Source organism: Pseudomonas shirazensis (genome assembly GCF_014268785.2).
Classification (GTDB): domain Bacteria; phylum Pseudomonadota; class Gammaproteobacteria; order Pseudomonadales; family Pseudomonadaceae; genus Aquipseudomonas; species Aquipseudomonas shirazensis.
This window is the reverse complement of sequence record NZ_JABWRD020000001.1, coordinates 484,860-511,826: the sequence shown is the minus strand read 5'-3', so window position 1 is coordinate 511,826 and position 26,967 is coordinate 484,860. Positions and strand designations below refer to the sequence as shown.

21 protein-coding genes and 1 pseudogene are annotated in these 26,967 nt (G+C 61.4%); 14 read left to right on the top strand and 8 right to left on the bottom strand.

The features are described 5' to 3' along the window. The first annotated feature begins 34 nt into the window (after positions 1-34). The 8 genes and pseudogenes from HU736_RS02210 to HU736_RS02175 all read left to right on the top strand — a co-directional run bounded on the left by HU736_RS02210 (position 35) and on the right by HU736_RS02175 (position 5,616). Complete coding sequence (locus HU736_RS02210; RefSeq protein WP_103436956.1) at positions 35-811, top strand: YqcI/YcgG family protein; 777 nt, start codon at positions 35-37, stop codon at positions 809-811. A 3-nt stretch (positions 812-814) separates the two neighbouring features. Next, positions 815-1,447, top strand: coding sequence for a LysE family translocator (locus HU736_RS02205; RefSeq protein WP_103436955.1), 633 nt, complete (start codon positions 815-817; stop codon positions 1,445-1,447). Positions 1,448-1,482: 35 nt separating this feature from the next. Then, positions 1,483-2,556, top strand: a complete 1,074-nt coding sequence (locus tag HU736_RS02200) for a hypothetical protein (protein WP_186699698.1) — start codon at positions 1,483-1,485, stop codon at positions 2,554-2,556. Between the two features lie 192 nt (positions 2,557-2,748). Beyond that, a complete protein-coding gene (locus HU736_RS02195) occupies positions 2,749-3,393 on the top strand; it encodes a hypothetical protein (RefSeq protein ID WP_103438744.1) in 645 nt (214 codons plus the stop codon). 92 nt (positions 3,394-3,485) lie between these two features. After that, positions 3,486-4,187: pseudogene (locus HU736_RS02190) on the top strand (AzlC family ABC transporter permease). Then, the gene (locus HU736_RS02185; protein WP_101318495.1) at positions 4,184-4,498 is read left to right on the top strand and encodes an AzlD domain-containing protein; all 315 of its coding nucleotides are present in this window, start codon (positions 4,184-4,186) and stop codon (positions 4,496-4,498) included. The pseudogene HU736_RS02190 and the gene HU736_RS02185 overlap by 4 nt, the downstream one beginning before the upstream one ends. Then, a complete protein-coding gene (locus HU736_RS02180) occupies positions 4,495-5,328 on the top strand; it encodes an AraC family transcriptional regulator (protein ID WP_186699696.1) in 834 nt (277 codons plus the stop codon). The genes HU736_RS02185 and HU736_RS02180 overlap by 4 nt, the downstream gene beginning before the upstream one ends. 60 nt (positions 5,329-5,388) lie before the next feature. Beyond that, on the top strand, positions 5,389-5,616 hold the full coding sequence (locus HU736_RS02175) for a hypothetical protein (protein ID WP_101318491.1): 228 nt from the start codon (positions 5,389-5,391) through the stop codon (positions 5,614-5,616). A gap of 68 nt (positions 5,617-5,684) precedes the next feature. Here the strand turns inward: HU736_RS02175 and HU736_RS02170 are convergent, their stop codons facing one another. The 5 genes from HU736_RS02170 to HU736_RS02150 all read right to left on the bottom strand — a co-directional run bounded on the left by HU736_RS02170 (position 5,685) and on the right by HU736_RS02150 (position 11,143). After that, the gene (locus tag HU736_RS02170; protein ID WP_186699922.1) at positions 5,685-6,167 is read right to left on the bottom strand and encodes a copper chaperone PCu(A)C; all 483 of its coding nucleotides are present in this window, start codon (positions 6,165-6,167) and stop codon (positions 5,685-5,687) included. A 6-nt stretch (positions 6,168-6,173) separates the two neighbouring features. Continuing rightward, positions 6,174-6,779 carry an SCO family protein gene (locus tag HU736_RS02165; protein ID WP_101318489.1) on the bottom strand — a complete coding sequence of 202 codons (606 nt, stop codon included), beginning with the start codon at positions 6,777-6,779 and terminating at the stop codon, positions 6,174-6,176. A gap of 234 nt (positions 6,780-7,013) precedes the next feature. Next, entirely contained in the window at positions 7,014-7,598 is a 585-nt protein-coding gene (gene nfuA / locus HU736_RS02160) for a Fe-S biogenesis protein NfuA (protein WP_101318487.1), read from the bottom strand. A 58-nt stretch (positions 7,599-7,656) separates the two neighbouring features. After that, the gene (locus tag HU736_RS02155) at positions 7,657-8,691 is read right to left on the bottom strand and encodes an acyltransferase family protein (RefSeq protein WP_186699693.1); all 1,035 of its coding nucleotides are present in this window, start codon (positions 8,689-8,691) and stop codon (positions 7,657-7,659) included. Between the two features lie 142 nt (positions 8,692-8,833). Further along, positions 8,834-11,143 carry a fatty acid cis/trans isomerase gene (locus tag HU736_RS02150; protein ID WP_186699691.1) on the bottom strand — a complete coding sequence of 770 codons (2,310 nt, stop codon included), beginning with the start codon at positions 11,141-11,143 and terminating at the stop codon, positions 8,834-8,836. 164 nt (positions 11,144-11,307) lie between these two features. Between HU736_RS02150 and metH the strand changes: the two genes are divergently transcribed. After that, positions 11,308-15,015 (top strand): methionine synthase, encoded by a 3,708-nt coding sequence (metH, locus tag HU736_RS02145; protein WP_103436950.1) that lies wholly within the window; start codon positions 11,308-11,310, stop codon positions 15,013-15,015. A gap of 102 nt (positions 15,016-15,117) precedes the next feature. After that, complete coding sequence (locus tag HU736_RS02140; RefSeq protein ID WP_101318479.1) at positions 15,118-15,336, top strand: DUF2970 domain-containing protein; 219 nt, start codon at positions 15,118-15,120, stop codon at positions 15,334-15,336. 272 nt (positions 15,337-15,608) lie between these two features. On the opposite strand, the gene HU736_RS02135 is transcribed toward HU736_RS02140, so the two are convergent. After that, positions 15,609-16,685, bottom strand: a complete 1,077-nt coding sequence (locus HU736_RS02135) for an ABC transporter substrate-binding protein (RefSeq protein ID WP_186699689.1) — start codon at positions 16,683-16,685, stop codon at positions 15,609-15,611. A 211-nt stretch (positions 16,686-16,896) separates the two neighbouring features. On the opposite strand from HU736_RS02135, the gene HU736_RS02130 reads away from it, so the two are divergent. The 4 genes from HU736_RS02130 to nhaA all read left to right on the top strand — a co-directional run bounded on the left by HU736_RS02130 (position 16,897) and on the right by nhaA (position 22,330). After that, entirely contained in the window at positions 16,897-18,549 is a 1,653-nt protein-coding gene (locus tag HU736_RS02130; protein ID WP_101318475.1) for a nitrite/sulfite reductase, read from the top strand. Further along, a complete protein-coding gene (locus HU736_RS02125) occupies positions 18,533-19,027 on the top strand; it encodes a DUF934 domain-containing protein (RefSeq protein WP_103436948.1) in 495 nt (164 codons plus the stop codon). The genes HU736_RS02130 and HU736_RS02125 overlap by 17 nt, the downstream gene beginning before the upstream one ends. A 149-nt stretch (positions 19,028-19,176) precedes the next feature. Then, positions 19,177-20,751 carry a hypothetical protein gene (locus HU736_RS02120; protein ID WP_186699687.1) on the top strand — a complete coding sequence of 525 codons (1,575 nt, stop codon included), beginning with the start codon at positions 19,177-19,179 and terminating at the stop codon, positions 20,749-20,751. 388 nt (positions 20,752-21,139) lie between these two features. Further along, positions 21,140-22,330 (top strand): Na+/H+ antiporter NhaA, encoded by a 1,191-nt coding sequence (nhaA, locus tag HU736_RS02115; protein WP_186699684.1) that lies wholly within the window; start codon positions 21,140-21,142, stop codon positions 22,328-22,330. Between the two features lie 62 nt (positions 22,331-22,392). Here the strand turns inward: nhaA and HU736_RS02110 are convergent, their stop codons facing one another. Next, positions 22,393-23,262: a DMT family transporter gene (locus HU736_RS02110; protein WP_186699682.1), complete on the bottom strand. Its 870-nt coding sequence runs from the start codon at positions 23,260-23,262 to the stop codon at positions 22,393-22,395. Positions 23,263-23,325: 63 nt separating this feature from the next. Next, on the bottom strand, positions 23,326-26,964 hold the full coding sequence (gene tssM, locus HU736_RS02105) for a type VI secretion system membrane subunit TssM (protein WP_186699680.1): 3,639 nt from the start codon (positions 26,962-26,964) through the stop codon (positions 23,326-23,328). Between the last annotated feature and the right edge of the window lie 3 nt (positions 26,965-26,967).

Below are 26,967 nucleotides of genomic sequence, written 5' to 3'. Positions count from 1 at the left end.
GGCAGAAATGATCATTAGAACGTTTGGGGAAACCATGTTTACGGGATATGGAAACTGCTATCGCCTGGATGCGCTAGAGCTGGCCGCCGAACATGTCCAGAATACGAGTCACTGGACCTTCAAAACCATAGAACACTTTCGCGCAATTCTCGCCAATCCTGAATTTCCTTGTTTGTTTGGCCGCAAGGCGGTCGGGGCCAAGACTTGTCACATTGTCTTCGCCCGTGCTGAGCACATGGCTGATGACATGGCCAGGGGCTTGACCGACTACGTGCGCACCATTGAACCGATACCTCGCAAGCAACGCATCGGCACGCCGCTGCTGGTGTTCATCGAAACCGCCCCTGGCGGCAGCCTCGACGAGCAGCAGGCGCTGGCCTGGAAAGTGCTGCAAGGCGTGCATGCCCGCGACCCGCAGCCCTGGCCTCAGGACGTGCCGGGCGACCCGCACGACAATCAATGGTCGTTCTGCTTCGCCGGCATGCCGCTGTTCATCAACATGAACTTCCCCGCGCACCGGCTGATGAAGAGCCGCAACCTGGGCGACAGCATGGTCTTCGTGATCAACCCCCGCGAGAGCTTCGAAGAAGTCGCGAGTGCCCAGACCGAGAGCGGTCAGCGCATTCGCGCGCGCATTCGTGAACGGGTCAGCCACTACAACGACGGTGTCGTGCCTGACTCGCTGGGGTACTTCGGCGAAGACGACAATTTTGAATGGAAGCAGTACCAGTTGCAGGAGCAGGGGTCGCTGAACCCGTCGCGCTGCCCTTTCCATGCCCACAAGGCACCCGACACACTGATCGAGAACTGAATCGTGAATACCGCCCTGACTGCCACCTATGCCCTGACCGTGCTGCTGCTGATCGCCACCCCCGGCCCAGTCGTCGCCCTGATCGTCAACACTGCTGCAGCGTCCGGCTCACGTAAAGCGCTGTTTACGGCCATCGGTACCAACTGGGCATCACTGGTCCTGATCGGCGCTGCGGCCTGGATCATCATGACCAGCGCCGCCATCGACAAGGCCTGGCTCAACGGCATGAGCCTGCTCGGTTGCCTGTTCATCGGCTACATCGCCGTGGCGACTCTGCGCGAGGCACTGCAACCGCCTACGGCTACAGCGGCAGCCGTGGCAGAAACGCCGCAACCGGCCCGCGGCGGCTTGCTGCAGGGGTTCATGGTGGGCATTTCCAACCCCAAGGACATTATCTTCTTCATCTCGTTCTTCCCGCAGTTCATCCAGATCACCGAGTCGTTCGGCAAGAGCATGGTGGTGTTGTCGCTGCTGTGGATCGCCATCGATTTCGCCGTACTCAGTCTGTATATCTTCGCCATCGGCAGGATCGCTTCGCAGCGCAGCAGCCGCATGATCAGCCTTGCCTCCGGCGTAGCGCTGCTGCTGATTGCAGCGGTCGGCCTGCTTTACAACCTGAAGGAACTGACGGCCTGAGCCGCACACGCCTGCTGACCGAGTGAGGAGGTTTGATGAGCCTGATCGATAGCGCCACGGACGGCCAACTGCTTCCCTTGCAACTGGACTACCAGCGCTTTATGCAGCTGGGCAGCCGGCGTTTGCCGCAAACCCTGTACATGCACGAACGGGGTTATCGCTCGGATACCATCAATACCGATGCATTGGGCTTGCGCTATAGCCACTGGGCGGGCAAACGCTACTCGCCCGCCGAACGTGGCAATACGGCGCGAGTCAACTTGCTGGTGGGCGGCTCGACCGCTTTTGGCATAGGCGCGAGCGGTGATGACGCTACGGTTGCCTCGCACCTGTCGGCGCTCACCGGTGAGGTCTGGCTGAGCCTGGCTGGCTGCGGGCTGAGCGCTACGCAAGAGCTGCTGCTGTTCCTTACACATCAGCATCGGCTGGGCAAGATCGGCCATGTGGTGATCCTCAGCGGGCTCAACACGTTGGCCCAAGAGGCCCTCAGCGAGTTGCTGGCCACGGGTTCCGACCCGCGTCAGGCATACCTGAACAGCTTCAATGAGACCTTGCAGGCACCGCCCTGCAAAGGCGTCGAGTCGCTCTGGCAACGCTTGCGCCAGGCGCTGGTGCCACGCCGCGAGCAGCCTGCCTTGAGCTGGTCACTGCCGCCTGCGGACAAGCGCCTGATGCGCGCTGCCGACTGTATTGGGCGCACCTTGCGCCAGTGGGACCGCTTGCTGGCCGACAGCCATGCCACCCTCACCTTCATCTTGCAGCCGCTGCTGCCCTGGTGCCGCGAAACGGTGCCTGCGGCTGAGCAGGCCAGGCTCGATGCTTTGCAACAGCAGCCGGTACCGTTCGATCAGTTGCTGGCGGGCGTTTTCGATGCCGAACGGCACTCGGCATTCTTTCGCCGGATCAAGAACGAAGCCGATTCTGTCGCCTGTTATGACATGAACTGCATGCTCGACAGCTCACCGGTATTCGCCCAGTCACTGTTCGTAGATCGCTTGCATTTCAATGACTTGGGGAACAATACCTTGGCCAAGGTTATCACTGCCAAGCTGGGTCTGGCGCAGGATAAACAACGCTTGCGCAAGCTGACGCCGATCAAGCTCGTCTGATAAACGCAGCCATGGTCTATCGGCATGGGCATTGGGATGGCTAGAATAGCCGGTCATCGCTGTGATTTACCGAGGCATATGCGCATCTGCAAAGAACATCGAAGCTCCAACGCTGCCAACAGCGGCACGCCACGTTCAATCGTCACGCGTGCTGTGCTGTTCTCGCCCCTGCTCATCGCCCTGGCTGCGCCCATGGCATACGCGCTTGAGAGCCAGATCGACCCGCACGCTGATCTGCTCTACCGGCAGGCCTTGCCGCTGCTCGAGCAAGCCGACAGCGTCAGCGACAGCCCCTCGCCGCTACGCTCGGTTGCCGACAGCGACCCTGAGCTGAGCCGCCAGGGCCAGGCGCTGGCGCAGACCCTGCCGACCGCGGTGGCGTTGCTGAAAAAGTCGGTGGCGCTGGGGCATCCAGTGGCGCAATACCGGCTGGCACTGTATTACATGACCTACCTGCCGGCCGCGCAGATTCCCGACGCTGCCTGCCCTTTGCTTGAAGCCAGCCTGCAGCAAGGCTTTGCCCCGCCCGCGCCGGCCATTTCGACCTGGTGCCCACCGTACAACGCCAGCCCGGCGTATCGCGACGCGATGGAAGCCATCCCCAACATGGCCACGCTGTACGCGCAGTACTACCCGCAACCTGCTGTGCGCCTGGCCTGTAACCGCAGCCAGCCACAAGGGTTGCAGATGCAATGGGGGCGGCAGCGCGATTATCAGGCCGAGGTCTACCGGTTGCTGGGTGATCTGGACCCGCAGCATCGGCAGACCCTGCTGCAGAAGGCAGTAGAGATCAACGGCTGCGCCGCTGCGCAGCAACGCCTGACCAGCAATCGCTGAAGCACAGGCTGGCCGTAGACGAGCAAGATCGTTCAAGCCAGCCTTGAGCTGTTCTGCCATGCTGCGCTGCCTTGTTGTTTGCAGCCGTCATCATGCCCAGCAGTCAGCCAATCACTCGCCACGCCTTTCTCCACGGTGCCGTTGCCAGCCTGCCGCTGTCGCTGGCGGTGGCTCCCTGGGGCCTGCTCGCAGGCTCGATGGCCATCGAGGCCAACCTCACCCCATGGTAAGGCCAAGGCCTGTCGGCGATCGTGTTTGCCGGTGCAGCGCAGTTGGTGGCGATCGGGATGCTCAAGGGTGGCGCCAGCCTGCTGGCGATCCTGCTCACGACCTTGCTGCTGACCTCCCAGCATTTGCTCTACGGGCTGTCGATGCGCCCGCTGCTTTCGGGCCAGCCATTGCGCTGGCGGCTGGGCCTGGGCTTCCTGCTCACCGATGAATTTTTTGCGCTGACCAGCCACTACGACCAACAGCGGTTCAACCGCTGGTATGCCTTGGGCGTTGGCCTGACCTTCTACGTGGCGTGGAACCTGTTTACCCTGGCCGGCATTGTGCTCGGCCAGAACATCCCGCACCTGGACCAACTGGGCCTGGATTTCTCCATCGTCGCCACCTTCGTTGCCCTGATAGCGCCCACCGTGCGCAACGTGCCGGCATTGGTGTGCGTACTGGTATCGCTGTTCAGCTCGGTGCTGTTCACCTACTGGCACTGGGAGACCGCACTGATTGCTGCAGGGTTGCTAGGCATGGGTGCAGGCTTTGTCTGTCAAAAACTGGCTGACGCACGGGCATGATCTGGCTATTGATTCTGGGCATGGGCCTGCTGGTATTTCTCAACCGCTACGCGTTTCTCGAACCGCGTCTACCGCTGCGCCTGAGCTCCAACGCACGGCAGTTTCTCGGTTTTGCCGTACCCGGCATGCTCACGGCCATCTGCGGGCCAATCATCTTTCTGCCTGAGCACCAGCTTGACCTGAGCCTGACCAATCCGTACCTGCTCGGTTCGGTGGTGGCTGTGGCGCTGGTGCTGTTGACCCGCAGTGTGCTGCTGAGCATGCTGGTGAGCATGTTGATCTTCTTCCTGCTGCGCAGCTGGCTGGCATGAGCACACCCCTGCGTGAACAAACCCACCTCTGGCAGGCGCCGGCACTTGGTGACGTCGAGATGCTGCACGCGCGTTATGTGCAGCAACGGTTTGCCCCGCATGTGCACGAGGGCTATGTGTTCACCGTGATCGAATCGGGCGCGCAGCGCTTCTGGCACCGTGGCAGCGAGCACCTGGCGCCGGTGGGCAGCATGGTCCTGATCAACCCCGACGAACTGCATACCGGAGCTACCGCGCACGAGAGTGGCTGGCGCTATCGTGGCTTTTATCCCGAGCATGCGCGGGTTACGGGCGTGCTCGACGAGCTGGAACTGAGCGGCCAGGGCATGCCGTACTTTCAGCAGAGCGTGATCAATGATCCCGCCCTGGCGGCGGCGTTCAGTCAGTTGCACCAGCTCTCGGAAGCCGGGGCTAGCGCCTTGCAACAGCAGACTGCCTGGCGCCAAGCGGTGCTGGCCCTGGCCCAGCGCCACGGCCAGTGCAGCGCGCCACGCGATCCAGGCTGTGAGCCGCTGGCTGTCGCCCGCGCCCGCGAGCTGCTGGAGAGCCAGCTCGCCGACCCGCCTTCGTTAGAGGCGTTGGCGGCGGCGGTGAACCTGTCTGCGTTTCACTTTGCCCGGGTATTCTGCCGCGCTACCGGGCTGCCACCGCACAGCTGGCTGAAACAACGGCGCCTGGCCCGCGCGCGGGAGTTGCTCAAGGGTGGCATGGCCGCTGCCGATGCCGCGTTCGCCTTGGGCTTTGCCGATCAAAGCCACCTCAACCGCCAGTTCAAGCAAGCCTACGGCGTCACCCCTGGCGCCTACCGCAGCGCCTGCCTGAGCCGCTGAGGCGCCCGGCAAATTCTGCCAGCGCTGCTACACTTCAAGCGCTGAACGGAGGAACCTGCCATGTCTGCAAAAGAGCTCAACACCCTGCTGACGTTGATGAATCAGCGCCAAACCCACTTGACCAGCGCGTGCAAGGAAATTGCCGCTTGGATCGACCGGCAGGGTGATGTGCCCGCAGCCGGCAAGATCCGCGACAGCTTGCGGGCACTGGAGGCTGAAGAAGCACAGGTGCGCAAAACGCTGACCTCGCTGAAGACCGACCGCCCGCTGCCACGTTTTCGCGGTTGATTCTCGGCAAAAAAAAGCCGCTCTCCAGGGAGCGGCCTTCTTTGCTGAGCGAATAGCTCCGGCAGCTGTCAGTGCTGGTGCGCGTGCTCGTGGCCACCAGTGCTGCCATCGGCTGTCAGGCCACGCACAGGCGCCTGGACCTGCAAGGCCTGCTTGGCGCCCTTGGCGTCTTCGATGGTCAGCGTCAGCGGCACTTGGGTGCCTTCCTTGACCTGCTCATGCAAGCCCATCAGCATCACATGGTAGCCGTTCGGATCCAGGCTCACGGCTTTGCCAGCAGGCAGCTCGATCGACTTGACCTGGCGCATGCCCATGACTTCACCGTTCATGGTCATCTCATGCACTTGCACGTCCTTGGCTACTGGCGAAGCGACCCCGACCAATTTGCTGTCGGTGGTGGCAGTCAGCACCATGAAGGCGCCGGTAGCGTGCTGCTGCGGCACGGTGGCCCGCACCCAGGCATCGCTGACGCTGGTCTCGGCCAGGGCCGGCAGCGCCATGCCCATCAGCGCCAGAGCGGCCAGGCCGCGCTTGATCGGTTGCAGCGAAATTGCCATTTAGCAGATCTCCATCAGGGTAAGCAGGTCTTCTGTGCATTCCTTGGCATTCAGGGAATGCCCCAGGCTCAGGCGCAGTGTGCTGCGCGAATCGTAGACGTAGCTGGTGGACGAATGGGAGATGGTGTACGTGTCGCCGGTGGGGACCTTTTCGTAGAACACCTTGAACTCCCGCGCAACCGCGGCGATCTCTTCCGGCGTACCGGTCAGGGCCGTGAACGATGGGTCGAACGCCTTGACATAGGCGTCAAGCACTTCGGGTGTATCACGTTCGGGGTCGAGGGTGATGAATACCACCTGCAAGAAGCCAGCATCGCGGCCCATCAGCTTCTTGATCTGGGCGGCACGCGCCAGCGCAGTCGGGCATACGGCCGGGCACTGGGTGAAGCCGAAGAAGATCATCGGCATGGTGCCGTAGAAGCTCGACAAGGTCCGCACATTGCCCTGGCTATCGGTCAGGCGGAACGAACGGCCGAGGATTTCGTTGCTCATGTTCTTGCCGTACTTGAAATCAAGGCCGCGCGCCGGGTTGCAACCGGCCAACAGGCCAAGCCCGAGTACGCCCATGCCGGCGACAACGGCACGCCGGCTCAACAGATCAGTCATGGAACCATCCTTTACAGGGAAGGTGCCAGCCCCTGGGCAGGGCCGGTCAAAAAGCCGCGGCATTCTGGCATGACCTCTGTTGGCTATCTACCCAACAAAGCCGGTGATCGGCCTGCAGCCCTTGTAATACGCGGCTGCGACCTGTTGTCGCGGGGGTTGAATCAGTAACAGATTGTTGCTAGAAGCGCGACCCGCGCGGTGCTGCCCGGGTCTGCTCGCACACCACCACCGCTATCAGTAGTAGGCGTTTTCTTTCTGGGTGTGGTCAGTCACATCGCGCACGCCCTTGAGCTCGGGGATGCGTTCGAGCAAGGTGCGCTCGATGCCGTCCTTGAGGGTCACGTCGGCCTGGCCGCAGCCCTGGCAACCACCACCGAACTGGAGGACGGCAATGCCGTCATCGACCACGTCGATCAGGCTCACCGCGCCACCGTGGCTGGCCAGCCCTGGGTTGATCTCGGTTTGCAGGTAGTAGTTGATGCGCTCGTTGATCGGGCTGTCTTCATTGACCATCGGCACTTTGGCGTTTGGCGCCTTGATGGTCAGCTGGCCGCCCATACGATCGGTGGCGTAGTCGACCAGCGCGTCATCCAGAAACGGTTCGCTGACGGCGTCGATGTAGGCCGTGAAGCTTTTCAGGCCGAGGGCAGTGTCCTCTGGCTTCTCTTCGCCCGGCTTGCAGTAGGCAATGCACGTCTCTGCGTACTGGGTGCCTGGCTGGGTAATGAATACGCGAATGCCGATACCCGGGGTGTTCTGCTTGGAGAGCAGATCGGCCAGGTAATCATGGGCGGCGTCGGTAATGGTTATAGCGCTCATGGAAGTTCCTCACAGACTTGTTGGCAAGTGTACGCCAACCCAGGCCCCGAACAAAGTCCTAGCATTTGACTCGGGATAGCTCCCAGGCTGGCTGCTGCGCCGAACGTGCGTCGATCCAGGCCTTCATCCGTTGATACAGGCCGCGTTCCAGCCATTGGTAGCTCAGCCACGACATTAGTCCAATGGACGGCACACAGAAGGCGAAGACCAGATAAGGGTTGAGTGCAAAACGCTCGCTGACGAACCAGCCGGCATGCAGCACCAGCACATGGATCAGGTATACCGAGTAGGAGCAGTCACCGAGCATCTTGAGCAGCTGGTTGCCACGGAAATACGGCTCAAGCGAGATGAACGCCAGCACCACCAGCGCGCTCGGCAGGCCCCAGTGCAGCAGGCGCAGCGACGCATCCAGTCGGTATAGGGCAAACCCGGCCAGCGCCAGCAATGCCAACGGCAACCACAAGCCCTCGCGGATCAGGCCTCGGCGGTAGAGCACGCCCAGGCCGATACCCAACAGAAATTCGTAGATGATGCCGTTGTTGTAGAAGTGACTGAGCACCCCCAGCCGCCCCAGAACTTCGCTGACCAGCAACAGCGCGGCCGTTACCAGCAGCAGGTGCAGACGCCGACGTACCATGAAGGCGAGGCCGAACAGCAGATAGAAGAACATCTCGAAATTCAGTGTCCAGCCCACATTGAGCGTTGGATACATGCCGTAGCCGCCGGGGTTTTCTGCCGGGATGAACAGCAACGACAGTAGCAAATGCTGCCAGTCGAACACCTGATGCGGCATCCAGCGGCTGGCGCCGAACAGCAGCAGGGCCATCAGCGCGGTGTAAAACCAGTAGGCGGGAATGATGCGCAACGCGCGGTTGAGCAGAAACTGACTGGGGACGATGTCCTTGTCACGGGTCGACAGGTAGATCACCAACCCGCTGATCACAAAAAAGATATCCACCCCAACTGCGCCGCGCTCGGCGAGCAGGGCGCCAACGGGGCCGCTGGCGTGGAAGTCGAAGAATACCTGCATGAAATGGTGGCAAACCACCACCCAGGCGGCGAACGCCCGAAGTGCCTGAAGCGAGTACAACATGCAATGCCCTGTGGTCCTGGTGCATTCAAGCCTGGGGTTCGGCGCAGACGCGCCACCGAGAGCGGCGAGCCGAACCACAGACCACTTGCTATTGGGACCACGACATCGATGAAAAGATCAGCCCTCCTGCCGGGCGGTCAACTCACAGGTTTTCATAGCGGTTCATGTCCAGCACGCCTGCTTCCAGCGGCTCGGTCTCCTCGATAAAGGTATTCAGATCATGGAAGTACTGCCAGAACTGCGGGTGACTGCGGCGCACGCCCCAACGCATGACGATGCGCTCGAACTTGGCCGGATCGTCGCGCGCAGCTTCCATGTCTTCGACCCACTCCGGGACATCGCTGGCCGGGATGTTGAAGATGAAATTGGGGTAGCTGCTGAGCACGCCCGGCACCAGGGTCAGGGTGTCCAGACCCGGCTGATAGCGCGATTCCTCCCCCAGCAGGAACGCCACGTTGCTGTGCGCACGGTTGCGCAGCAAGCTGTAGACCTGGCGTTGCCCACCCTGCCCTTCGATACGCAGCATGCTCGCTTCAGGCAGCTGATTGATTACCTTCAGGCCAGCGGCAGGACGTGATACCAAGCGGCTGAGGCTCTGCTCGACATCGCGAAACTCGGCGCTCATCTGCGGCCGCGAGCAGTACGCGCCCTGGCAGCGGTTGATCGGGTCGGGCGTGACATTGAGGCTCTTGGTGCGCTGCAGCAATTGCAGGCCGAAGTCGCGCTTGGGGTCACGTTCGTCGAGCTTGAAAGCGCTTGCCGTATCGGTGTCGATGTCTTCGTAATCCAGCCACATCTTGACCTTGCCGGTGGTCTGGTACCAATCGCTGAGGATCGCGCCGCGCTGGTCAGCGGGCATCAACCGCAGGAAATTGACCTCCGCGCCGTTACGGATCAGGTCGAAGTAGAGCCGGGTCTGCAACTGGTGCGAGACGTTGCCGAACACATCGAAGTTGACCGCCAGTTGGTAATAGGTGCGCTCAAGCAGCGGGTAGTCGAACAGCCAGGTAGTCAGTGGCACGTCGCCGATCAAGCCTTTGCTCACCGAGGCGCTGTCGAAGTGGCGGAAGATGCTCAGCAGCGCGTTGTCATTACCGGCCCACAAGGTCGACCAACTCGGCGCGGGGGCCTCAGCATAGGCTTCGCGGCGCAGCTTTTCGTATTCGTTACGCTTGTCGCGGTAGGAATGCCAGAGGCTGATCACGCTGCCAACGTCGTCGATCTGGCCGGGCATGGCCAACAACGGCGTCGCCTCACCGCGATAACGTGCGTCGGTGATGTACAGGTCATGTGCAGGCTCCTGGAACAATGCCCAGAAGTTGTCGCGAATCACATCGGTGGCAATCTGCCCACGGCAGACCGGCCCGCGGATGAATGTGCGCACGAAGTACTCGGCGTTATCCAGCATGAACTGGTAGCGCGCCACCGCCGGAATCGCTTCGAAGGTCTCGAACGGGTTTGCCCGGTGTCTTGGGCCATAGCCTGGCAGTGAGGTGGCATGCCAGTCGCCACTATAGAACAGCTGCTTGACCCGTTTGAGTTTCTGCGGCCCGAGCGGGTAGCTGATGTGCGTTTTGTGAACGATCACGCCTTGCACCGGGACCAACCGGTAATAGAAGTCAGTACCGGGCGGGTCGTTGGGTCGGCGAGTGGCGATGATATCGGCCGGCTGACCGCTGGGCGTGCGCGAACGCACCCACTGGAAGAAGTGCCCAGGCTGGCCACCGACGAAGTCGATATGGGCAAGAAACAGGTGTTCGTACAGCCAGCGACCGATCAACGCCTCGGATGAGCCTGGGCGGTTGAGCAGCGCTTCCCACTCGGCGATCTGGCTGGCTTCCGCAGCGTTCGGCTGTAGCGCCTGGGCATCGACCGGCGCGCCGGCTGCCAGCCAGCGCTGCAAGGTCTGGTATTCCTGATCGGTCAGGCCGGTGACGGCCAGGGGCATACCTTCGCCAGGATGAACACCGGCGTAGGCATCGAATTCATGGGGCAACGGGCACATATTGTTGCGATTGAGGCCTAGCACAATGCTCTCGGGCAGTTTGGCGTTGGGCGTCAGCGGCGTCTTGTGGGCCAATTCGAGCATGCGCGCCATCAATGCCGCCTGGCTACCCTGGCCGTCGAGCACAGAATAGAAGCCCTGCTTGCGCCAGGCCTGCTCGCTGTGGGCGTCATAGAACAAACGTGTGGTCGGCACCGCCTGGCTGCGGTCACCTTGATACACCGGCACCTTGGAGGCGCCGCGCTGAGCGCCGTCCGCACTGCCCAGGTTGAGCTGGCAGGCAGCGTCGTTGCAGGCGTGGCAGGCCACACACTTGTTGGTAAAGATCGGCTGAATGTCCCGGGTGTAGGAGATTGCCGGGCTCGATTGCGGGGCCTGCCCCAGCGCCATGCCGCTGACCGACAGGGCCAGCGTGCCAGCTAAGGCAAGTAAACAGCGGTGCACCATGTACCGAATGTCCTGGTTTCGAATAAAGCCATCACGATGTATCTAACGGGCCGGCGGGATGCGTAAACATGAGAGAAATTCATGCAAAAGTCCTGCGCACCTAAAAACCGCGCAGCTTTGCTATCATTCCGCACCTTCTGTTTTTCGCCCGACCAGGTAGTCCTATGTCCGACCGTAGCGCTCGTCTCCAAGCACTCCAGCACGCACTCAAGGAGCGCATACTGATCCTCGACGGAGGCATGGGCACTATGATCCAAAGCTATCGTCTCGAGGAACACGACTATCGTGGCACGCGCTTTGCCGATTGGCCAAGTGACATCAAGGGCAATAACGATCTTTTGCTGCTGACCCAGCCCGATATCATTGCCGCGATCGAGAAAGCCTACCTCGACGCAGGTGCCGATATCCTCGAAACCAACACCTTCAACGCCACGCAGATTTCCCAGGCCGATTACGGCATGGAAGCGCTGGCCTATGAGATGAACCTGGAAGGCGCGCGTATTGCCCGCCAGGTGGCCGACGCAAAAACCCTGGAGACGCCAGACAAGCCGCGCTTCGTCGCCGGCGTGCTCGGCCCGACCAGCCGCACCTGCTCGATTTCGCCCGACGTCAACGACCCGGGCTATCGCAACGTCACCTTCGATGAGCTGGTAGAAAACTACATCGAGTCGACCCGCGGGCTGATTGCCGGGGGCGCCGACCTGATCCTGATCGAAACCATTTTCGACACCCTCAACGCCAAGGCGGCCATCTTCGCCGTGCAGCAGGTGTTCGAAGACGACGGCATCGAGCTGCCGATCATGATCTCCGGAACCATCACCGACGCCTCCGGGCGGACCTTGTCCGGGCAGACCACCGAAGCCTTCTGGAACTCGGTGCGTCACGCCAAGCCCATTTCGGTCGGCCTCAACTGCGCCCTCGGCGCCAAAGACCTGCGCCCGTACCTGGAAGAGCTGTCGACCAAAGCCGACACCCACGTTTCTGCGCACCCCAACGCCGGCTTGCCGAATGCCTTTGGCGAATACGACGAAACCCCGGCAGAAATGGCCGAAGTGGTCGAAGAATTTGCCGCCAGCGGCTTCCTCAATATCATCGGCGGTTGCTGCGGCACCACCCCAGGGCACATTCAGGCGATTGCCGAGGCGGTGGCCAAGTACCCGCCGCGGGTCATCCCGGAGATCGCCAAGGCCTGCCGCCTGTCGGGCCTGGAACCGTTCACCATCGACCGCCAGTCGTTGTTCGTCAACGTCGGCGAGCGCACCAACATTACCGGTTCGGCCAAGTTCGCCCGACTGATCCGCGAAGAGAACTACACCGAGGCGCTGGAAGTCGCCCTGCAGCAGGTTGAAGCCGGCGCGCAAGTGATCGATATCAACATGGACGAAGGGATGCTCGACTCCCAGGCTGCCATGGTCCGCTTCCTCAACCTGATTGCCGGTGAACCGGACATCTCGCGCGTGCCGATCATGATCGACTCGTCCAAGTGGGAAGTGATCGAAGCCGGCCTCAAGTGCATCCAGGGCAAGGGCATCGTCAACTCGATCTCGATGAAAGAAGGTGTAGATGCCTTCAAACATCACGCCCGCCTCTGCAAGCGCTACGGCGCAGCGGTAGTGGTAATGGCCTTCGACGAACTGGGCCAGGCCGACACAGCGGCGCGCAAGCGCGAAATCTGCCAGCGCAGCTACGACATTCTGGTCAACGAAGTGGGCTTCCCAGCTGAAGACATCATCTTCGACCCGAACATCTTCGCCGTTGCCACCGGCATCGAAGAGCACAACAACTATGCCGTCGACTTCATCGAGGCCTGTGCCTTCATTCGCGATCACCTGCCCCACGCACTGACCAGTGGCGGCGTCTCCAACGTATCGTTCTCGTTCCGTGGCAACAACCCGGTGCGTGAGGCGATTCACTCGGTGTTCCTCTACCACGCGATCCAGAATGGCCTGACCATGGGTATCGTCAACGCCGGCCAGCTGGAGATCTACGACGAGATCCCGCCTGCGCTGCGTGAAAAGGTCGAGGACGTGGTGCTCAACCGCACCTCCGAGGGCACCGACGCGCTGCTGGCGATTGCCGACGACTACAAGGGCGGCGGCGCCACCAAAGAGGTCGAGAACGAAGAGTGGCGCTCGCTGCCGGTCGGCAAGCGCCTCGAACACGCACTGGTCAAAGGCATCACTGCATTCATCGTCGAAGACACCGAAGAATGCCGGCAGCTGGCGACGCGCCCGATCGAGGTCATCGAAGGGCCGTTGATGAGCGGCATGAATGTGGTCGGCGACCTGTTCGGCGCGGGCAAGATGTTCCTGCCGCAGGTGGTCAAGTCGGCCCGCGTCATGAAGCAGGCGGTGGCCCACCTGATCCCGTTCATCGAAGCGGAAAAAGGCGACAAGCCCGAAGCCAAGGGCAAGATCCTCATGGCCACGGTCAAGGGCGACGTGCACGACATCGGCAAGAACATCGTCGGCGTGGTGCTCGGTTGCAACGGCTATGACATCGTCGACATGGGCGTGATGGTCCCGGCCGAGAAAATCCTGCAGACCGCCCGCGAGCAGAAGTGCGACATCATTGGCCTGTCCGGGCTGATCACGCCGTCGCTGGACGAAATGGTCCACGTCGCCCGCGAAATGCAGCGCCAGGACTTCCACCTGCCGCTGATGATCGGTGGCGCGACCACCTCCAAGGCGCACACCGCTGTGAAGATCGAGCCCAAGTACTCCAACGACGCGGTGATCTACGTGACCGACGCCTCGCGTGCGGTCGGCGTGGCCACCCAGTTGCTGTCCAAGGAGCTCAAACCGGAGTTCGTCGAGCGCACTCGCCTGGACTACATCGAAGTCCGTGAACGCACCGCCAACCGCAGTGCCCGCACCGAACGCCTCAGCTACGCCCAGGCGATTGCTGCCAAGCCCAAATACGACTGGGCCGAGTACACCCCGGCAGTGCCCTCCTTCACCGGCGTCAAGGTGCTGGAAGACATCGACCTGCGGACCCTGGCCGAGTACATCGACTGGACCCCGTTCTTCATCTCCTGGGACCTGGCCGGCAAGTTCCCGCGCATCCTCACCGACGAAGTGGTCGGCGAAGCGGCTACCGCGCTGTATCAAGATGCCCGCGAGATGCTCGACAAACTGATGGACGAGAAGCTGATCAGCGCGCGTGCGGTGTTCGGCTTCTGGCCGGCCAATCAGGTTGCCGACGACGACATCGAAGTGTACGGCGCCGACGGCCAACCTCTGGCCAAACTGCACCACCTGCGCCAGCAGACGATCAAGCCCGACGGCAAGCCAAACCTGTCGCTGGCCGACTTTGTCGCACCGAAGGACAGCGGCGTCAGCGACTATGTCGGCGGCTTCATCACTACCGCCGGCATCGGCGCCGAGGAAGTGGCCAAGGCTTATCAGGACAAAGGCGACGACTACAGCTCGATCATGGTCAAAGCGCTCGCCGACCGCCTCGCCGAAGCCTGCGCCGAGTGGCTGCACGAGCAAGTGCGCAAGGACTACTGGGGTTATGCCCGTGATGAACACCTGGACAACGATGCGCTGATCAAGGAGCAGTACAGCGGTATCCGCCCTGCCCCAGGCTACCCTGCGTGCCCGGACCACACCGAGAAGGAAACCCTGTTCCGCCTGCTCGACGGCACGGCCATTGGCGAGACCGGCCAGAGTGGTGTGTTCCTTACCGAGCACTTCGCGATGTTCCCGGCGGCAGCGGTCAGCGGCTGGTACTTTGCCCATCCAAAAGCGCAGTACTTTGCCGTCGGCAAGATCGACAAGGACCAGGTCGAGCGCTACAGCGAGCGCAAAGGCCAGGCGCTGAATGTCACCGAGCGCTGGTTGGCACCTAATCTGGGTTACGACAACTAAAGCCTGCCAGGGCTAGAGCCTGCCAGGGGCTGCAGCGCGGCCCCTGCCTGCTGAAGGTCTACACTGTGCATTGATCGCCTGCGCTACCTACAGGAGGCCAGCATGGACGACCCCAGCCAAGGCAAACCGCCGACCTTCTGGCAGATGCTGCACAGCGTGCTTGCCGCTGCCCTCGGCGTGCAGAGCGGTAAGAACCGCGCCCGCGACTTCACTCACGGCAAGGCCAGCCATTTCATCGCCCTGGGCGTGCTGTTCACGCTGGTATTCGTACTGGTGCTGATTGGCCTGGTGCAACTGGCCATGCACCTGACAGCCCGTTGAAAGGCAAGCCGCCCGTGGCGGTGCCTGCCACGGGCGGTTCAGGTTGCAATCACGGTCGACAGCGGTGATGCGCTACTGATGACTGACCCAGTACACCGCAGTGACTACGACCAGCACGATCAGACACAGGATCGCCCAGGCATCGACACTGCTGTCGCTTTTGCGCAGCTTGGTGGAGTTACCCATTGCATTGCCTCTTGTAGTGGTTATGGGAATGCACATACACCACCAGCAGTTAAGTCGAGCAATGCCCTTGATTCAAGCAGGGTCTTTCAATAGTCGACCGGTGACGTCAGAAACGGGTAACGATAATCGGCTGGTCGCCCTTCGGCGCTGAAACGGTGGAAGTCCAGACCATAATCGTCGGCCTCCTGCAGGGCCAGCCAGCGCCGCGCCTTGGCCTGATCGATTGACTGCAGCACCGGCAAGCTGTATTCGTCGCTACCGTCGCGATTGATGGCGATGCCCTGAGCGTGGTCATGCAGCATAACCATGGCCCAGCCGCCGACAGTGACATGGCCGCCCATCAATACGCTGAGGCGCCCGTCGATACGCGCGCGCAGCGCTTCAGGCGAGCCGTTGACCGCACCGAACAGCACATCGACGCCAGGTTTGCGCCCCGCTGCCTCGAACGCCTGCATCGCTCCAAAAGCCATTTCGTCATTGGCCGACCACACCAACTGCGCTTGCGGATAGCGCTCGAGCAGCAGCTGCGCTTGCTCGAAGGCGCGCTCGCGGTTCCAGCCGCCGTATACCACCTGGCGCAAGCGTACCTGCGGGTGATCGGCCAAGGCCCGGCGCATGCCTTGCTCGCGGCGCTGCGAGGCCGGGGTGGTCTTGACGCCGGCAAACGCCAGCAGGTCGATCGGCTCGTCAGATGGCGGCAACTTCGCGACCATCTCGCGCAGCATCTGATAACCGGCCTGCTCATCGTTACTGGTCAGCGTGCCCAGCACTGGCGGGTATTTGTCCGGTTGCGCCCGGACGCTCTCGAGCTGGTTATCGGTCAGGCCGTTGTTGACCAGAAACAGCTGCACGCCGCTGTCGCGGGACAGGCGAATGATCTCCGGAGCGACATACAGCTCGTTGACCAGCACCAGATAGTCGGGGCGCTGCGGCCCGCTCAAGATAGCCCGCGCCTGGCTCAACACCAGATCGGCGCGGCGCTCGCTGTATTCCACCCGCAGCTGCATGCCGAGATCGTCAGCCGCGGCCTGCATGAAGCGCGTGTATCCCACCCAGAAGTTCTCGTTGGCATGACCCGGATTGAGAAACACCACGGACGCCGCCTGGGCACCGGCCGATAACGGCAGAAACAGGCACAGACTCTGGCACAGCGCTTTGAACATGGGTGCATCTCTGTGGAGCAAAGCGCGGATTATACCCAGCGCCGACGCCTAGAATAAATGCCAGTCAGTCTCACTTAGTCCGTTTAGTTCTTTTCATATGCAAAAACATCACTTTAGCGCATAAATGCAACCTGATATCGTTCCCCGGCTCCGAACCGGAGTGCGCGGCCGTGCGCGCGATTAGCTGCATGCAGCCTGAGACAGGACTTTTATGTACGTATACGACGAGTACGATCAGCGGATCATCGAGGACCGCGTCAAGCAGTTCCGTGATCAGACCCGCCGCTATCTGGCCGGTGAACTGAGCGAAGAAGAATTCCGCCCTCTGCGCCTGCAGAACGGCCTGTATGTCCAACGTTTCGCCCCGATGTTGCGGGTGGCCGTGCCTTACGGCCAACTCAACTCGACGCAAGTGCGGGTGCTGGCGAAGATCGCCCGCGACTACGACAAGGGCTATGCGCACATCAGCACCCGGCAGAACGTCCAGTACAACTGGCCGGCGCTGGAAGACATCCCGGACATCCTTGCCGAGCTGGCCACCGTGCAGATGCACGCGATCCAGACCAGCGGCAACTGCCTGCGCAACACCACCACCGACCAGTTTGCCGGCGTCGCCGCCGACGAGCTGATCGATCCGCGCCCATGGTGCGAGATCATCCGTCAGTGGACCACCTTCCACCCCGAATTCGCCTACCTGCCGCGCAAGTTCAAGATTGCCGTGAACGGTTCGAAGGACGACCGCGCGGCCATCGAAGTGCACGATATCGGCCTGGAGCCGGTGCACAACGAAGCCGGCGAACTGGGCTTCCGCGTGTTGGTCGGCGGCGGCCTGGGGCGTACACCGGTGGTCGGCTCGTTCATCAACGAGTTCCTGCCGTGGCAGGACCTGATCAGCTACCTCGACGCGATCCTGCGCGTGTACAACCGTTACGGTCGCCGTGACAACAAGTACAAGGCGCGGATCAAGATCCTGGTCAAGGCCCTGACCCCGCAAGTGTTCGCGGAAAAGGTCGAAGCCGAAATGGCCCACCTGCGCGGTGGCAACACGACCCTGACCGAAGCCGAGATCGAGCGCGTTTCGCGCCACTTCGTCGACCCCGCCTACCAGGCGCTGGACAACGTCGACTACGCCGAGCTCGACCAGGAGTTCCCAGGCTTCGCCCGCTGGCGTTCGCGCAATACCCGTGCGCACAAGCGCCCAGGCTATGTGGCCGTGACCCTGTCGCTGAAGCCGACCGGAGTTGCCCCGGGCGACCTCACCGACAAGCAGCTGGACGCCGTTGCCGATCTGGCCGAGCGCTACAGCTTCGGCTTCCTGCGCACCTCGCACGAGCAGAACATCATCCTTGCCGATGTCGAGCAGCGTCAGTTGCACACGCTCTGGCAAGAGCTGCGCGAAAGCGGCTTCGCCACGCCGAACATCGGTCTGCTGACCGACATCATCTGCTGCCCGGGGGGTGACTACTGCTCGCTGGCGAACGCCAAGTCGATCCCGATTGCCGAGTCGATCCAGCGTCGCTTCGACGACCTCGACTACCTGTTCGACATCGGTGAGCTGGACCTGAACATCTCTGGTTGCATGAACGCCTGCGGTCACCACCACGTCGGCCACATCGGCATCCTTGGTGTCGACAAGAAGGGCGAGGAGTTCTACCAGGTCTCGCTGGGTGGCAACGCCGCCCGTGACGCGAGCCTGGGCAAGATCCTCGGCCCATCGTTCGCTCAGGACCAGATGGCCGATGTGATCGAGAAGCTGATCGACGTCTACGTTGAACAACGTACCGAAGAAGAGCGCTTCATCGACACCTACCAACGTATTGGCATCGACCCCTTCAAGGAGCGCGTCTATGCAGCGAATCATTAAGAACAACCAGCTGGTCGACGAAACCTGGCACTTGCTGCCCAAGGATGCCTCGTTCGACGAACTGACCAACTGCGACGACTACATCGTGCCGCTGCAACTCTGGCGTGATCACGCCCATGCGCTCAAGGCCCGCGATGGCGGCCTTGGCGTATGGCTGGACAGCGACGAAGAAGCCGAAGAAATCGGTGACGACGTTGCGCATTTCCAGGTAATTGCCCTGAACTTCCCGGCCTTCACCGACGGGCGCAACTACTCCAATGCGCGCCTGCTGCGTGATCGCTATCAGTTCAAAGGTGAGCTGCGCGCAATCGGCGATATCCTGCGTGACCAGCTGTTCTACCTGGCGCGTTGCGGCTTCGATGCGTTTGCCATTCGCGCCGACAAAGACCCTGTCGATGCCCTGGAAGGCCTGAAAGATTTTTCGGTGACCTACCAGGCCGCGGCCGACGAACCGCTGCCGCTGTTCCGCCGCCGCTGATCGTCTGTGCTTGAGCAATCAGCCCGCCCTTTGGCGGGCTGATTTGTTTCTGGCTGGCGCAGCGCCGCCAATACCTGCATGAACGCTAAGGTTTTGCCTGACCGCGCCGATACCCTGGGTTAGACCCAAGATCTGCACGGAAGCCGACCATGAATGCGATAACTGCTGCGCAGCGCCTTACCCCGATCTACACAGCCCCAGCACCTGTTCAAGTGCGGGCGGTTGATCAGACCACCCCGCCCCTGACCTCGCCCAGCACCTCGGTCAACCTCGGCCAGGCGGTGGACGCCACGCCCAATCAGACCTACACCGCCAACGGTGCCCTGACGGGCCCGCAGGTGCGCTATGCCTGGGAGCAGGAAAGCTCGGACAAGCTGGGCATGGCGATGATGAACAGCATTCAGTCATTGCCCAACGGCGCTCGCTTCCAGAACATCGGCGCCGCGCTGCTGGAGCAATTGGCGGGCAACGGTGGCAAGGCTGTATCGCAGTCCATCATGACCATTGCCGGCGGCGAGCAGCCCGATGCGGCCGCGCTGCAACTGCAACTGGCCAACCTGCGCTCGCACCCCACCAATGGCGTCACGTTCAGCCTGACCACGGCCTCCGGAGCGACGGTCAACCTGTCTCTGGCGAGCAACGCACAAGGCCTGGCAGTGAGCGCCGAAGTGCTCGGCGGTGAACTCAGCGACGATGAACTCAAAGGCCTGGCGGCAATGGCCGACGACTTCCAGTCTGCCATCAATGGCCTGACCCAGGTGCCGCCCCGCTTGCAGCTCGGTAACCTGGTCAAGTTTGACACGACGCTGTTCAGCGGCCTGCAACTGAACGCCAAGCTCGACGTCAACGGCGAACCACAGACCTTTGACCTCAACGTCAACGAGCAGTCGCGCAACCTGACACTGGACGGCCCCTCCGGGCGCGTACAGATGAACCTCGACACGCCGGACGCTGCCAAGCTGGGCAGCAGCAGCCAGCGCCAGGCCGCCATCAGCAATTACCTGAGCCAGTTCGACGCCGCGCAAAAGCGCGGTAAAGGCGATGAGAACCTGATGAACCTGTTCAAGGACGCCTTCACCCAGCTCAACGCCGTCGATGACGGCAAGCAGGCGGTGACCGAGCGTGGCTCGTTGCAGAGCGCCAGCGACCGCGCCCTGCTCAGCGGCCTGGCCGACTTCAATGCCTCGATCAGCCAGACCTCGCAGCAGAGCAACCCGATGCGCCTGGAAGAATCCGACCGCTTCGATTACCGCGCTTCGCAATCGACCAGCATTACAGGCGGCGGCCAGCTGACCCGCTCGGTACAGCAGGATCAGCAGAGCGCACTGAAAGCGGGTTATCACCTGGGCCTCAACCCGCTGACGGACATGCAGCTAGGGCTGGACCGCGAATCGCAGAACTACCGCTATCACGAGATCAACGACCAGGCCAGCAGCAGCACGCGCCTGGCCTTCGACAAAGGCCGCCTGGTCGAAGCCAGTGCCTCGCAATCCGCCAGTCAGAGCGAGCGGGTGCGTACTTATGTGAATGGCGACCTGACCGATGACGTGACCACGCCAAGCTCGAGCAGCCGCAGCCAGAGCCTGCTGACGGTACTGGACGACAGCTTCCGTCAGGAGCGCATGGCGCGCGAGCAGAGCGGCATCTCGATCCTTGATGATGCACTGCAGTCGCTGCGCAGCCGCTGGCAGCTGCAAGGGTCGGCTGCGGCCATCGGCGGCTGACCCCTGACCGCGCTCGAGCAGACGCCCGCAATGGGCTGAGGCTCGAGCGCGGAGCCCCATTGCAACATTTCGATGCAGACCCTCGCCCACCTTGACTGCCAACTCTGTATAATTCGCCGCCTGGCGTGTGCTGCGTGCGCCCGGGAGCTATCCCGAATACGGAGAACATTCATTTGTTTTCCGAGAGTCCATCCATGTTGCACGCAGCCTTGCTATTCCTTTGGCGTATGCCGTTCCCGCGTTTTTTGCCGGGTACGTGCTCGCTGCATCCCCTTCCCTTCTTCTCGCCTATTGTTGCAGTGGCCCATTCGGTGCCAGCGCTTTGCCGTGGCCGTCGTTCGGCCAATGCCTGCAACATCCAGGGCGAATCCATGAACGAGGACCTCGCATGACCGTTTCTCTGAACAGCGCCGAGCGGCGCCCATTGCTGCAGCGCCTGCTCGCCAGCGAAGCCGCTGGCGGCGTGGTGTTGATGCTCGCCGCAGCAGTGGCCATCATCATCGCCAACAGCCCATGGGCCGCAGCCTATCAACACCTGCTGCACCTGCCCCTCGGCCCCACCTTCACAGAAAAGCTCGGGCCGATGACCGTGCACCTGTGGATCAACGACGGCCTGATGGCGATCTTCTTCCTGATGGTCGGCCTGGAGATCAAGCGCGAGATGGTCGACGGCCGCCTGGCCACTTGGGAACAACGCCGCCTGCCAGCGCTGCCAGCGCTGATGGGCATGGCAGTGCCAGCGCTGATCTACCTCAAGGTGTCCGCCGTAGAGCCCGGCCTGGCCAGTGGCTGGGCAATCCCCGCCGCCACCGACATCGCCTTTGCCGTCGGCGCCCTGGCGCTGCTCGGCAAGCACGCACCGCTGTCGCTGAAAGTGATGCTGGTATCGGTGGCGATCATCGACGACATGGGCGCAGTAGCGATCATTGCGCTGTTCTATACCTCTTCGATCAACCTCATCGCCCTCGCCGGCGCCGGCGCTATCGTCGCACTTCTGCTGGGCCTGAACCGCCTGCGCGTGGTCAGCCTGTGGCCATACATGATCGGCGTCGCCGCCCTGTGGTACTTCACCCTGCTATCCGGCGTGCACGCGACCATCGCTGGCGTGGTCGGCGCACTGCTGATCCCCTACACCGCCGGCGATGCCAAGAGCCCGCTGCTGACGCTGGAGCATGCCATTGCGCCGTGGGTAGGTTTCCTGATCGTACCCGCGTTCGGCTTTGCCAATGCCGGCGTGGCGTTTACCCATTTGAGCTGGAGCGACGTGTTTGCGCCGTTGCCGCTGGCGATTGCCTTGGGACTGCTGCTGGGCAAGCAGCTTGGGGTGTTTGCCGGGGTGTTGCTGGCGGTCAAGACTGGCCTGGCTTCCAAGCCGCAAGGGGCTAGCTGGTTGCAGATTTATGGGGTGGCGATGCTCTGTGGGATTGGTTTCACCATGAGCCTGTTTATCGGTGAGTTGGCGTTTGCGGGGCAGACTGAGCTGATTGATAAAGCCAAGATCGGGATTTTGCTGGGGTCGCTACTGTCGGCGGTGATTGCTTGTTTGATATTGCGGTTTGCGCCTAAGACGGTGGAGTGACAAGGGGACGGCGCTGGTTGAGCAGCGCCGTTCAGCCGCGGCTGTCATGGCCAGGAACCCTCTTAGCCATACAGGTGGATGAGGCCAGCGCCGATCAGCACAAAGGTAATGCCCGAGACCTGCAAAGCTGTGAGGCGCTCGCTGTGAAAAATGTAACCGAGCACTGACGCAATACCACCGGACAGCGTGCTGATTACCGTAACGATCGAAACAGAGCCGCTCATTGCACCCCAGGAGAAGGCGGCAAAGCCGCTCAAATTGCACAGGCTCGCGGCGCAGAGTGTTCCATAGGCCCTGAGCTGAATAGCGCTCTGCCCTGACAATACCGGGATCAGTTCTCGCCACAGCACGGCCACGCCAATGATATAGATGAGCCACAGCATATTTATGGGCCCGAGTGCGGGAAGTGCATAGGTGCCTTGCAACCATAAGCTCGTGCCGTAACAGAGGGCAGCCGCAAGCGCATAGATGATGGATGCCCTCCCCCGTCGCACTGGAGTGTGGTTGCGGGCAGATGGCCTGCGGCTTACCAACAGCACCCCGCAGACACAAATAAAGACACCTGTGAATTGCCAGTTGGTCAACGTCTCACCCGCTACCCATGCGATCAGAGTAGTGACAACTCCATAGCTTGTGACCAGCGGCGCGACCAGGGCGGTTTTGCCTATTGCGAACGCATTTGCCAACGCGAGAGCGCCTGTTACTGCACAACCGGCTGCTAGCAGGCCAAGCATGATGGCTAACAGTGGCGCCTCGATCAGACGGATAAGGTGTCGACTCGACATCAGTAATATCAAGCTCATCACCATCAAGCCAATGAGCTGCCCGAAAAAAACAGATCGCCTGACACCGAACAGCCGCGCATTGATACCCACCAGAAAATCAGTCACGCCCCAGAAAACCGCAGCCAACAGGCCCATTGATACATCCATATCAGTTCTCTCTTTCTTATTGTTATTGACCCCGACTGCATCACTCGCCGGGTTGTCCCAGCTCTAAAACGCGCTACGCCTGCCTTTTTCCAACACGCTCGCCTGGAGTAGATTCGAAGACTGTTGTAATAACCCGCGGGGCAGCTGGAAGCCCTTGAACGGCTGCTGGGTAATTGGGTTGAAGGCCTTCTCGGAATTCAGTCGGTAGCGCATCACGCCCTCCCCTGTTGTGAAGCTCAAGTCGACACTGGTTGCAGTGCGACCGTTGAGCGCGCCTCGGCTGAGCAGACGGAACATCGACCATGGGCCGCGGTACTCGAGGCGGCTGCTGTTGCCATTGAGCCTGAGCAACGTCAGGTTGCTGCGCACCTGCTGGCCAAGCGTGTTGGGCCAGACCACGCCTGTGATCTGGCTCGGGCCATGGGTGTAGGAAATCAGCTGGCCGTCGAGGTCCAGCAGGCTGGTGCGTTGGTTGGCGCTGAGGCCAAGTGGCTCGATGCTGAATTGCACACTGAGGTTGCCGCGCTGATCAAAGAAGGTGTCGCGGATGCGCTCTGCCGCTTGTAACTGCGCGATCACATCAGGGCGGATCAGCGACTTGCCGTGTTGGTCGGCCTGCAAAGCCTCGATGTTGTCTTTCAGGAAGACTGTCAGGTACTGATCCTGAAACTGCTGCAAGCGCCCCTTCGGTCCAAAGAAGGCCTCAAAATCATCCAGCGAGGCATCGACAGCGGCCGCTGCAAACGGATAGCGACCGGCCAACCGCTGCTGGAAAAAGCTGTAAACGTCGGCATCCCATCGCCGCTCCAGTTCACGCAGCGCTTCGATGTTGAGCACGCGAGTGGTCTGGTCTGCAACCTTTTTGACCTGCTGATTGAACGGCTCTGGCAAGCCGCTGGCAACGCGTTGCAACGTGCCAATCGGATCGTGCCCGGTCATCGAGAAGCGCTGGAGTACCGCATTCAGTGCGGCCCGGCCACGATCGGGACTGTCGTGGACCAGTCTGGCGTAGTCGTGCACGGCAGTGATCGCGGTCAGGGTTTCATCGTAGTAGCTAGGCTTCTCGCCTTTGGCTTCCAACATGGAATTAAGGCCGGCAAAGGCACGGCGGATGCTCACGGTCTGCGGCGACTCAGGCATGCTCGCTGCAGGGTGGACACCATTGGGCTGCTCCTGCCCGGTACGCACCACCGGCAACGAACTCAGCGAGGTATTTTCCGACACCGTTTCCAGCAACCGCTGCATAGGCGCAGCAGGACCGGTCAGTTGCTCCAGTACCGTCACAGCATGCTTCAGGTCCTGGAAGTCAGTGATAGCAACAGCGTTCAGGGCCTGCCGCCAGCTATTGACGTAATCGGCGCTGTAGAGGCTGCGAACGCGCTCGGTCAAGGCTTTACGGTCGGCGTCCGAGTAGTCGAGTTGATCGCGCTCTCCTAGTACCCACTGGTCAATCATGGCTATGTCGGTGATCTTCTCGCTGTGAGGCTCAAAATAGCTTTTGTAGCCTTCAGCCGTGAGCAGCTTTGCCAGCAGCAAGCTCTGATGATCAGGTTTGCCTGCAGTGCTTGACTGGTAAACCACATCGAACGCAGGCCCGACCTGATTGCGCAGGTCAAGGTTGCCGTGCAGCTGCTCCTGCGCCTGCTGCTTTAGCGCGTTGTACACCCGTTGCGGGAGCGGCAATTCGCGCAGGGTTCGCTGAATCTCGCTGACCCGCAGACGATACTGCGGCAGATCGGTATCGGCGTATGCCATTGCGTAATGCAGATGGCGCATCAGATTACGCTGAACTTGGCCTTGCCCAGGAAAGGCCGCTTGCCACTGCTGGGCCATCCATTCCTCCACCCACTGCGGGCGCCGATTGCTACGGTCCTCGATCATGCGATAAACCCGCAGCGCAGCCATCTGCTGCTCGCTGCCGGCAGGCGCAGCGTCCATGGCCTTGATGACACCAGCCGCCAGCGAAGGCAGAAAGCCTCTGGACAGCAGACTCAGGTACGCTTCGTCTACCCTCGGCCCAATTGCGCGCCCCTGATAAAGGCCCAGATCTGCCACACCAGGCCATGCTCCGCGATAGTCACCGAACACAGCTACTGCATCGCGGATCTGGTCCAACGGACCTAGCAGGTTACGCCCGGTGGGGTCGATATGCTGGTCGACCTCGTGAAGGCTGTACTCCTGACTTTTTGCCAGTACAGCAGCGGCTTTCAGCTGGTTGACGTCGAAGTAGCGTTGCCAGCTGGCGGTCGCGACTGCCAGCGCCAGAATTCCTACACCAGAGCCAAGCCACAGCAACTGGCGCTTGTTGCGGGCTACCTTGGCATTGTCGCCAGCGAGGCCAGCCTCCTTGTAGATGACGCGTTCGAACAGTTGCTGGATGAAGTAAACCACTGGCTGACCATGCGGCTTGCTTTCACGAAGCACCTGTTTGATTACGTAAGGCTGGGCCGCCTCGCGAACGAACGCATTGGTGATCTGCCCCTGCTGCAGTACTGACGACCAGTACACACCGCGCACCAAGGCCGGGGTGGTGAAGCGATCACTCGCCAGGACTTCATTGAGAAAATTCAAACTGACGGGTCGCAGACCGATGAATTGGGCATGCAGCGAGATGAGGCGCTCCCGCTGGGATGGGCATGCCAATAGCCGCAGCTGCTCGAGTACTTGTTCGTAGAGCAGAGCGGTCAGTTTGTCGTAGTGGTTGGCGAACTCATCCAACCAGGCGTCGAAGTCATTGACGGCGTCCAGCCTGAAGGTGAAACCCAGTATTTGCTCGCGCTCCTTTGCAGGCATGCGCGCGAAAAACTGGTCGAAGCCATCGAGCAAGTCGAGTTTACTCATCACCACATACACCGGCAGGCGCGAACCTAGCTGAGTACTAACGTCGTACAGCCGGGTGCGCAAGGTGTTGGCTAGCTCGATGCGTTGCTCTGGCGAAGCATGCAGCAGGGCTGGCAGATCCACTACCAGTAAAAGGCCATTGAGAGCCCGGCGGCTTCGATTGCGGACCAGCCAGTCGAGCAGATGATTCCACAGCTTCGCCTGGCTGCCGGCAGGTATTGCAGCATTGGATTCGGACGAGGTATCGCCTGATTCAGTCTTCGCCATTGCCTGGGTGATCAAAGCCCCGGGCGGATCGATGATCACGGCGTCATCGCTGATCCACCAGCCGATTGGATAAGCGAGAGTATCCAGCGAATGCCCTCGGGTCTGAGCCTGATCGATCCGGGTAAGCGCGAAGCGCTGATTGGAACGTTCGATGAAACTGCTCTTGCCGGCATCCGCCACCCCCACGGCCATGTACCACGGCAGCCGATACAAAGCTCGACGCCCGCCAGCATTGCCGAGGTAGTGTTCAAGGCTGCGCTGCAACGCTCGATCCTGTGCCTGCACCAGCGGCAAGCAAGGGTCTGCTTCAGCAGCCAGTTCATGCGTGCGCTGCGCTTGCAGCCGAGCGAACCCTGCCCGCAGCACCAGCGCCCACGCCAGCAGCGGGACCAGTACAAGTAGCAGGCTGGCCAGGCTGCGTTGCGTCACACTTGCCAGCGGTTGCTGGCCACGCCAGCTCCAGTGCGGGCCGAGCCACCAGATGGCGATCAGCACGAGTACGGCGCCAAGCCCCAACAGGATCGGCAAGGCCAGGCCGACTCGTCTTGCCAACGGCACGCCCCAACGTTTGAATACAGTCCAGAGTTGTTTCATGAG

Coding starts and splice junctions, on each gene's coding strand:
- HU736_RS02210 (WP_103436956.1), top strand. CDS start 35: ATGTTTACGGGATATGGAAACTGCTATCGCCTGGATGCGCTAGAGCTG.
- HU736_RS02200 (WP_186699698.1), top strand. CDS start 1,483: ATGAGCCTGATCGATAGCGCCACGGACGGCCAACTGCTTCCCTTGCAA.
- HU736_RS02195 (WP_103438744.1), top strand. CDS start 2,749: ATGGCATACGCGCTTGAGAGCCAGATCGACCCGCACGCTGATCTGCTC.
- HU736_RS02185 (WP_101318495.1), top strand. CDS start 4,184: ATGATCTGGCTATTGATTCTGGGCATGGGCCTGCTGGTATTTCTCAAC.
- HU736_RS02180 (WP_186699696.1), top strand. CDS start 4,495: ATGAGCACACCCCTGCGTGAACAAACCCACCTCTGGCAGGCGCCGGCA.
- HU736_RS02175 (WP_101318491.1), top strand. CDS start 5,389: ATGTCTGCAAAAGAGCTCAACACCCTGCTGACGTTGATGAATCAGCGC.
- HU736_RS02165 (WP_101318489.1), bottom strand. CDS start 6,779: ATGACTGATCTGTTGAGCCGGCGTGCCGTTGTCGCCGGCATGGGCGTA.
- nfuA (WP_101318487.1), bottom strand. CDS start 7,598: ATGAGCGCTATAACCATTACCGACGCCGCCCATGATTACCTGGCCGAT.
- HU736_RS02155 (WP_186699693.1), bottom strand. CDS start 8,691: ATGTTGTACTCGCTTCAGGCACTTCGGGCGTTCGCCGCCTGGGTGGTG.
- HU736_RS02150 (WP_186699691.1), bottom strand. CDS start 11,143: ATGGTGCACCGCTGTTTACTTGCCTTAGCTGGCACGCTGGCCCTGTCG.
- metH (WP_103436950.1), top strand. CDS start 11,308: ATGTCCGACCGTAGCGCTCGTCTCCAAGCACTCCAGCACGCACTCAAG.
- HU736_RS02140 (WP_101318479.1), top strand. CDS start 15,118: ATGGACGACCCCAGCCAAGGCAAACCGCCGACCTTCTGGCAGATGCTG.
- HU736_RS02135 (WP_186699689.1), bottom strand. CDS start 16,685: ATGTTCAAAGCGCTGTGCCAGAGTCTGTGCCTGTTTCTGCCGTTATCG.
- HU736_RS02130 (WP_101318475.1), top strand. CDS start 16,897: ATGTACGTATACGACGAGTACGATCAGCGGATCATCGAGGACCGCGTC.
- HU736_RS02125 (WP_103436948.1), top strand. CDS start 18,533: ATGCAGCGAATCATTAAGAACAACCAGCTGGTCGACGAAACCTGGCAC.
- HU736_RS02120 (WP_186699687.1), top strand. CDS start 19,177: ATGAATGCGATAACTGCTGCGCAGCGCCTTACCCCGATCTACACAGCC.
- nhaA (WP_186699684.1), top strand. CDS start 21,140: ATGACCGTTTCTCTGAACAGCGCCGAGCGGCGCCCATTGCTGCAGCGC.
- HU736_RS02110 (WP_186699682.1), bottom strand. CDS start 23,262: ATGGATGTATCAATGGGCCTGTTGGCTGCGGTTTTCTGGGGCGTGACT.
- tssM (WP_186699680.1), bottom strand. CDS start 26,964: ATGAAACAACTCTGGACTGTATTCAAACGTTGGGGCGTGCCGTTGGCA.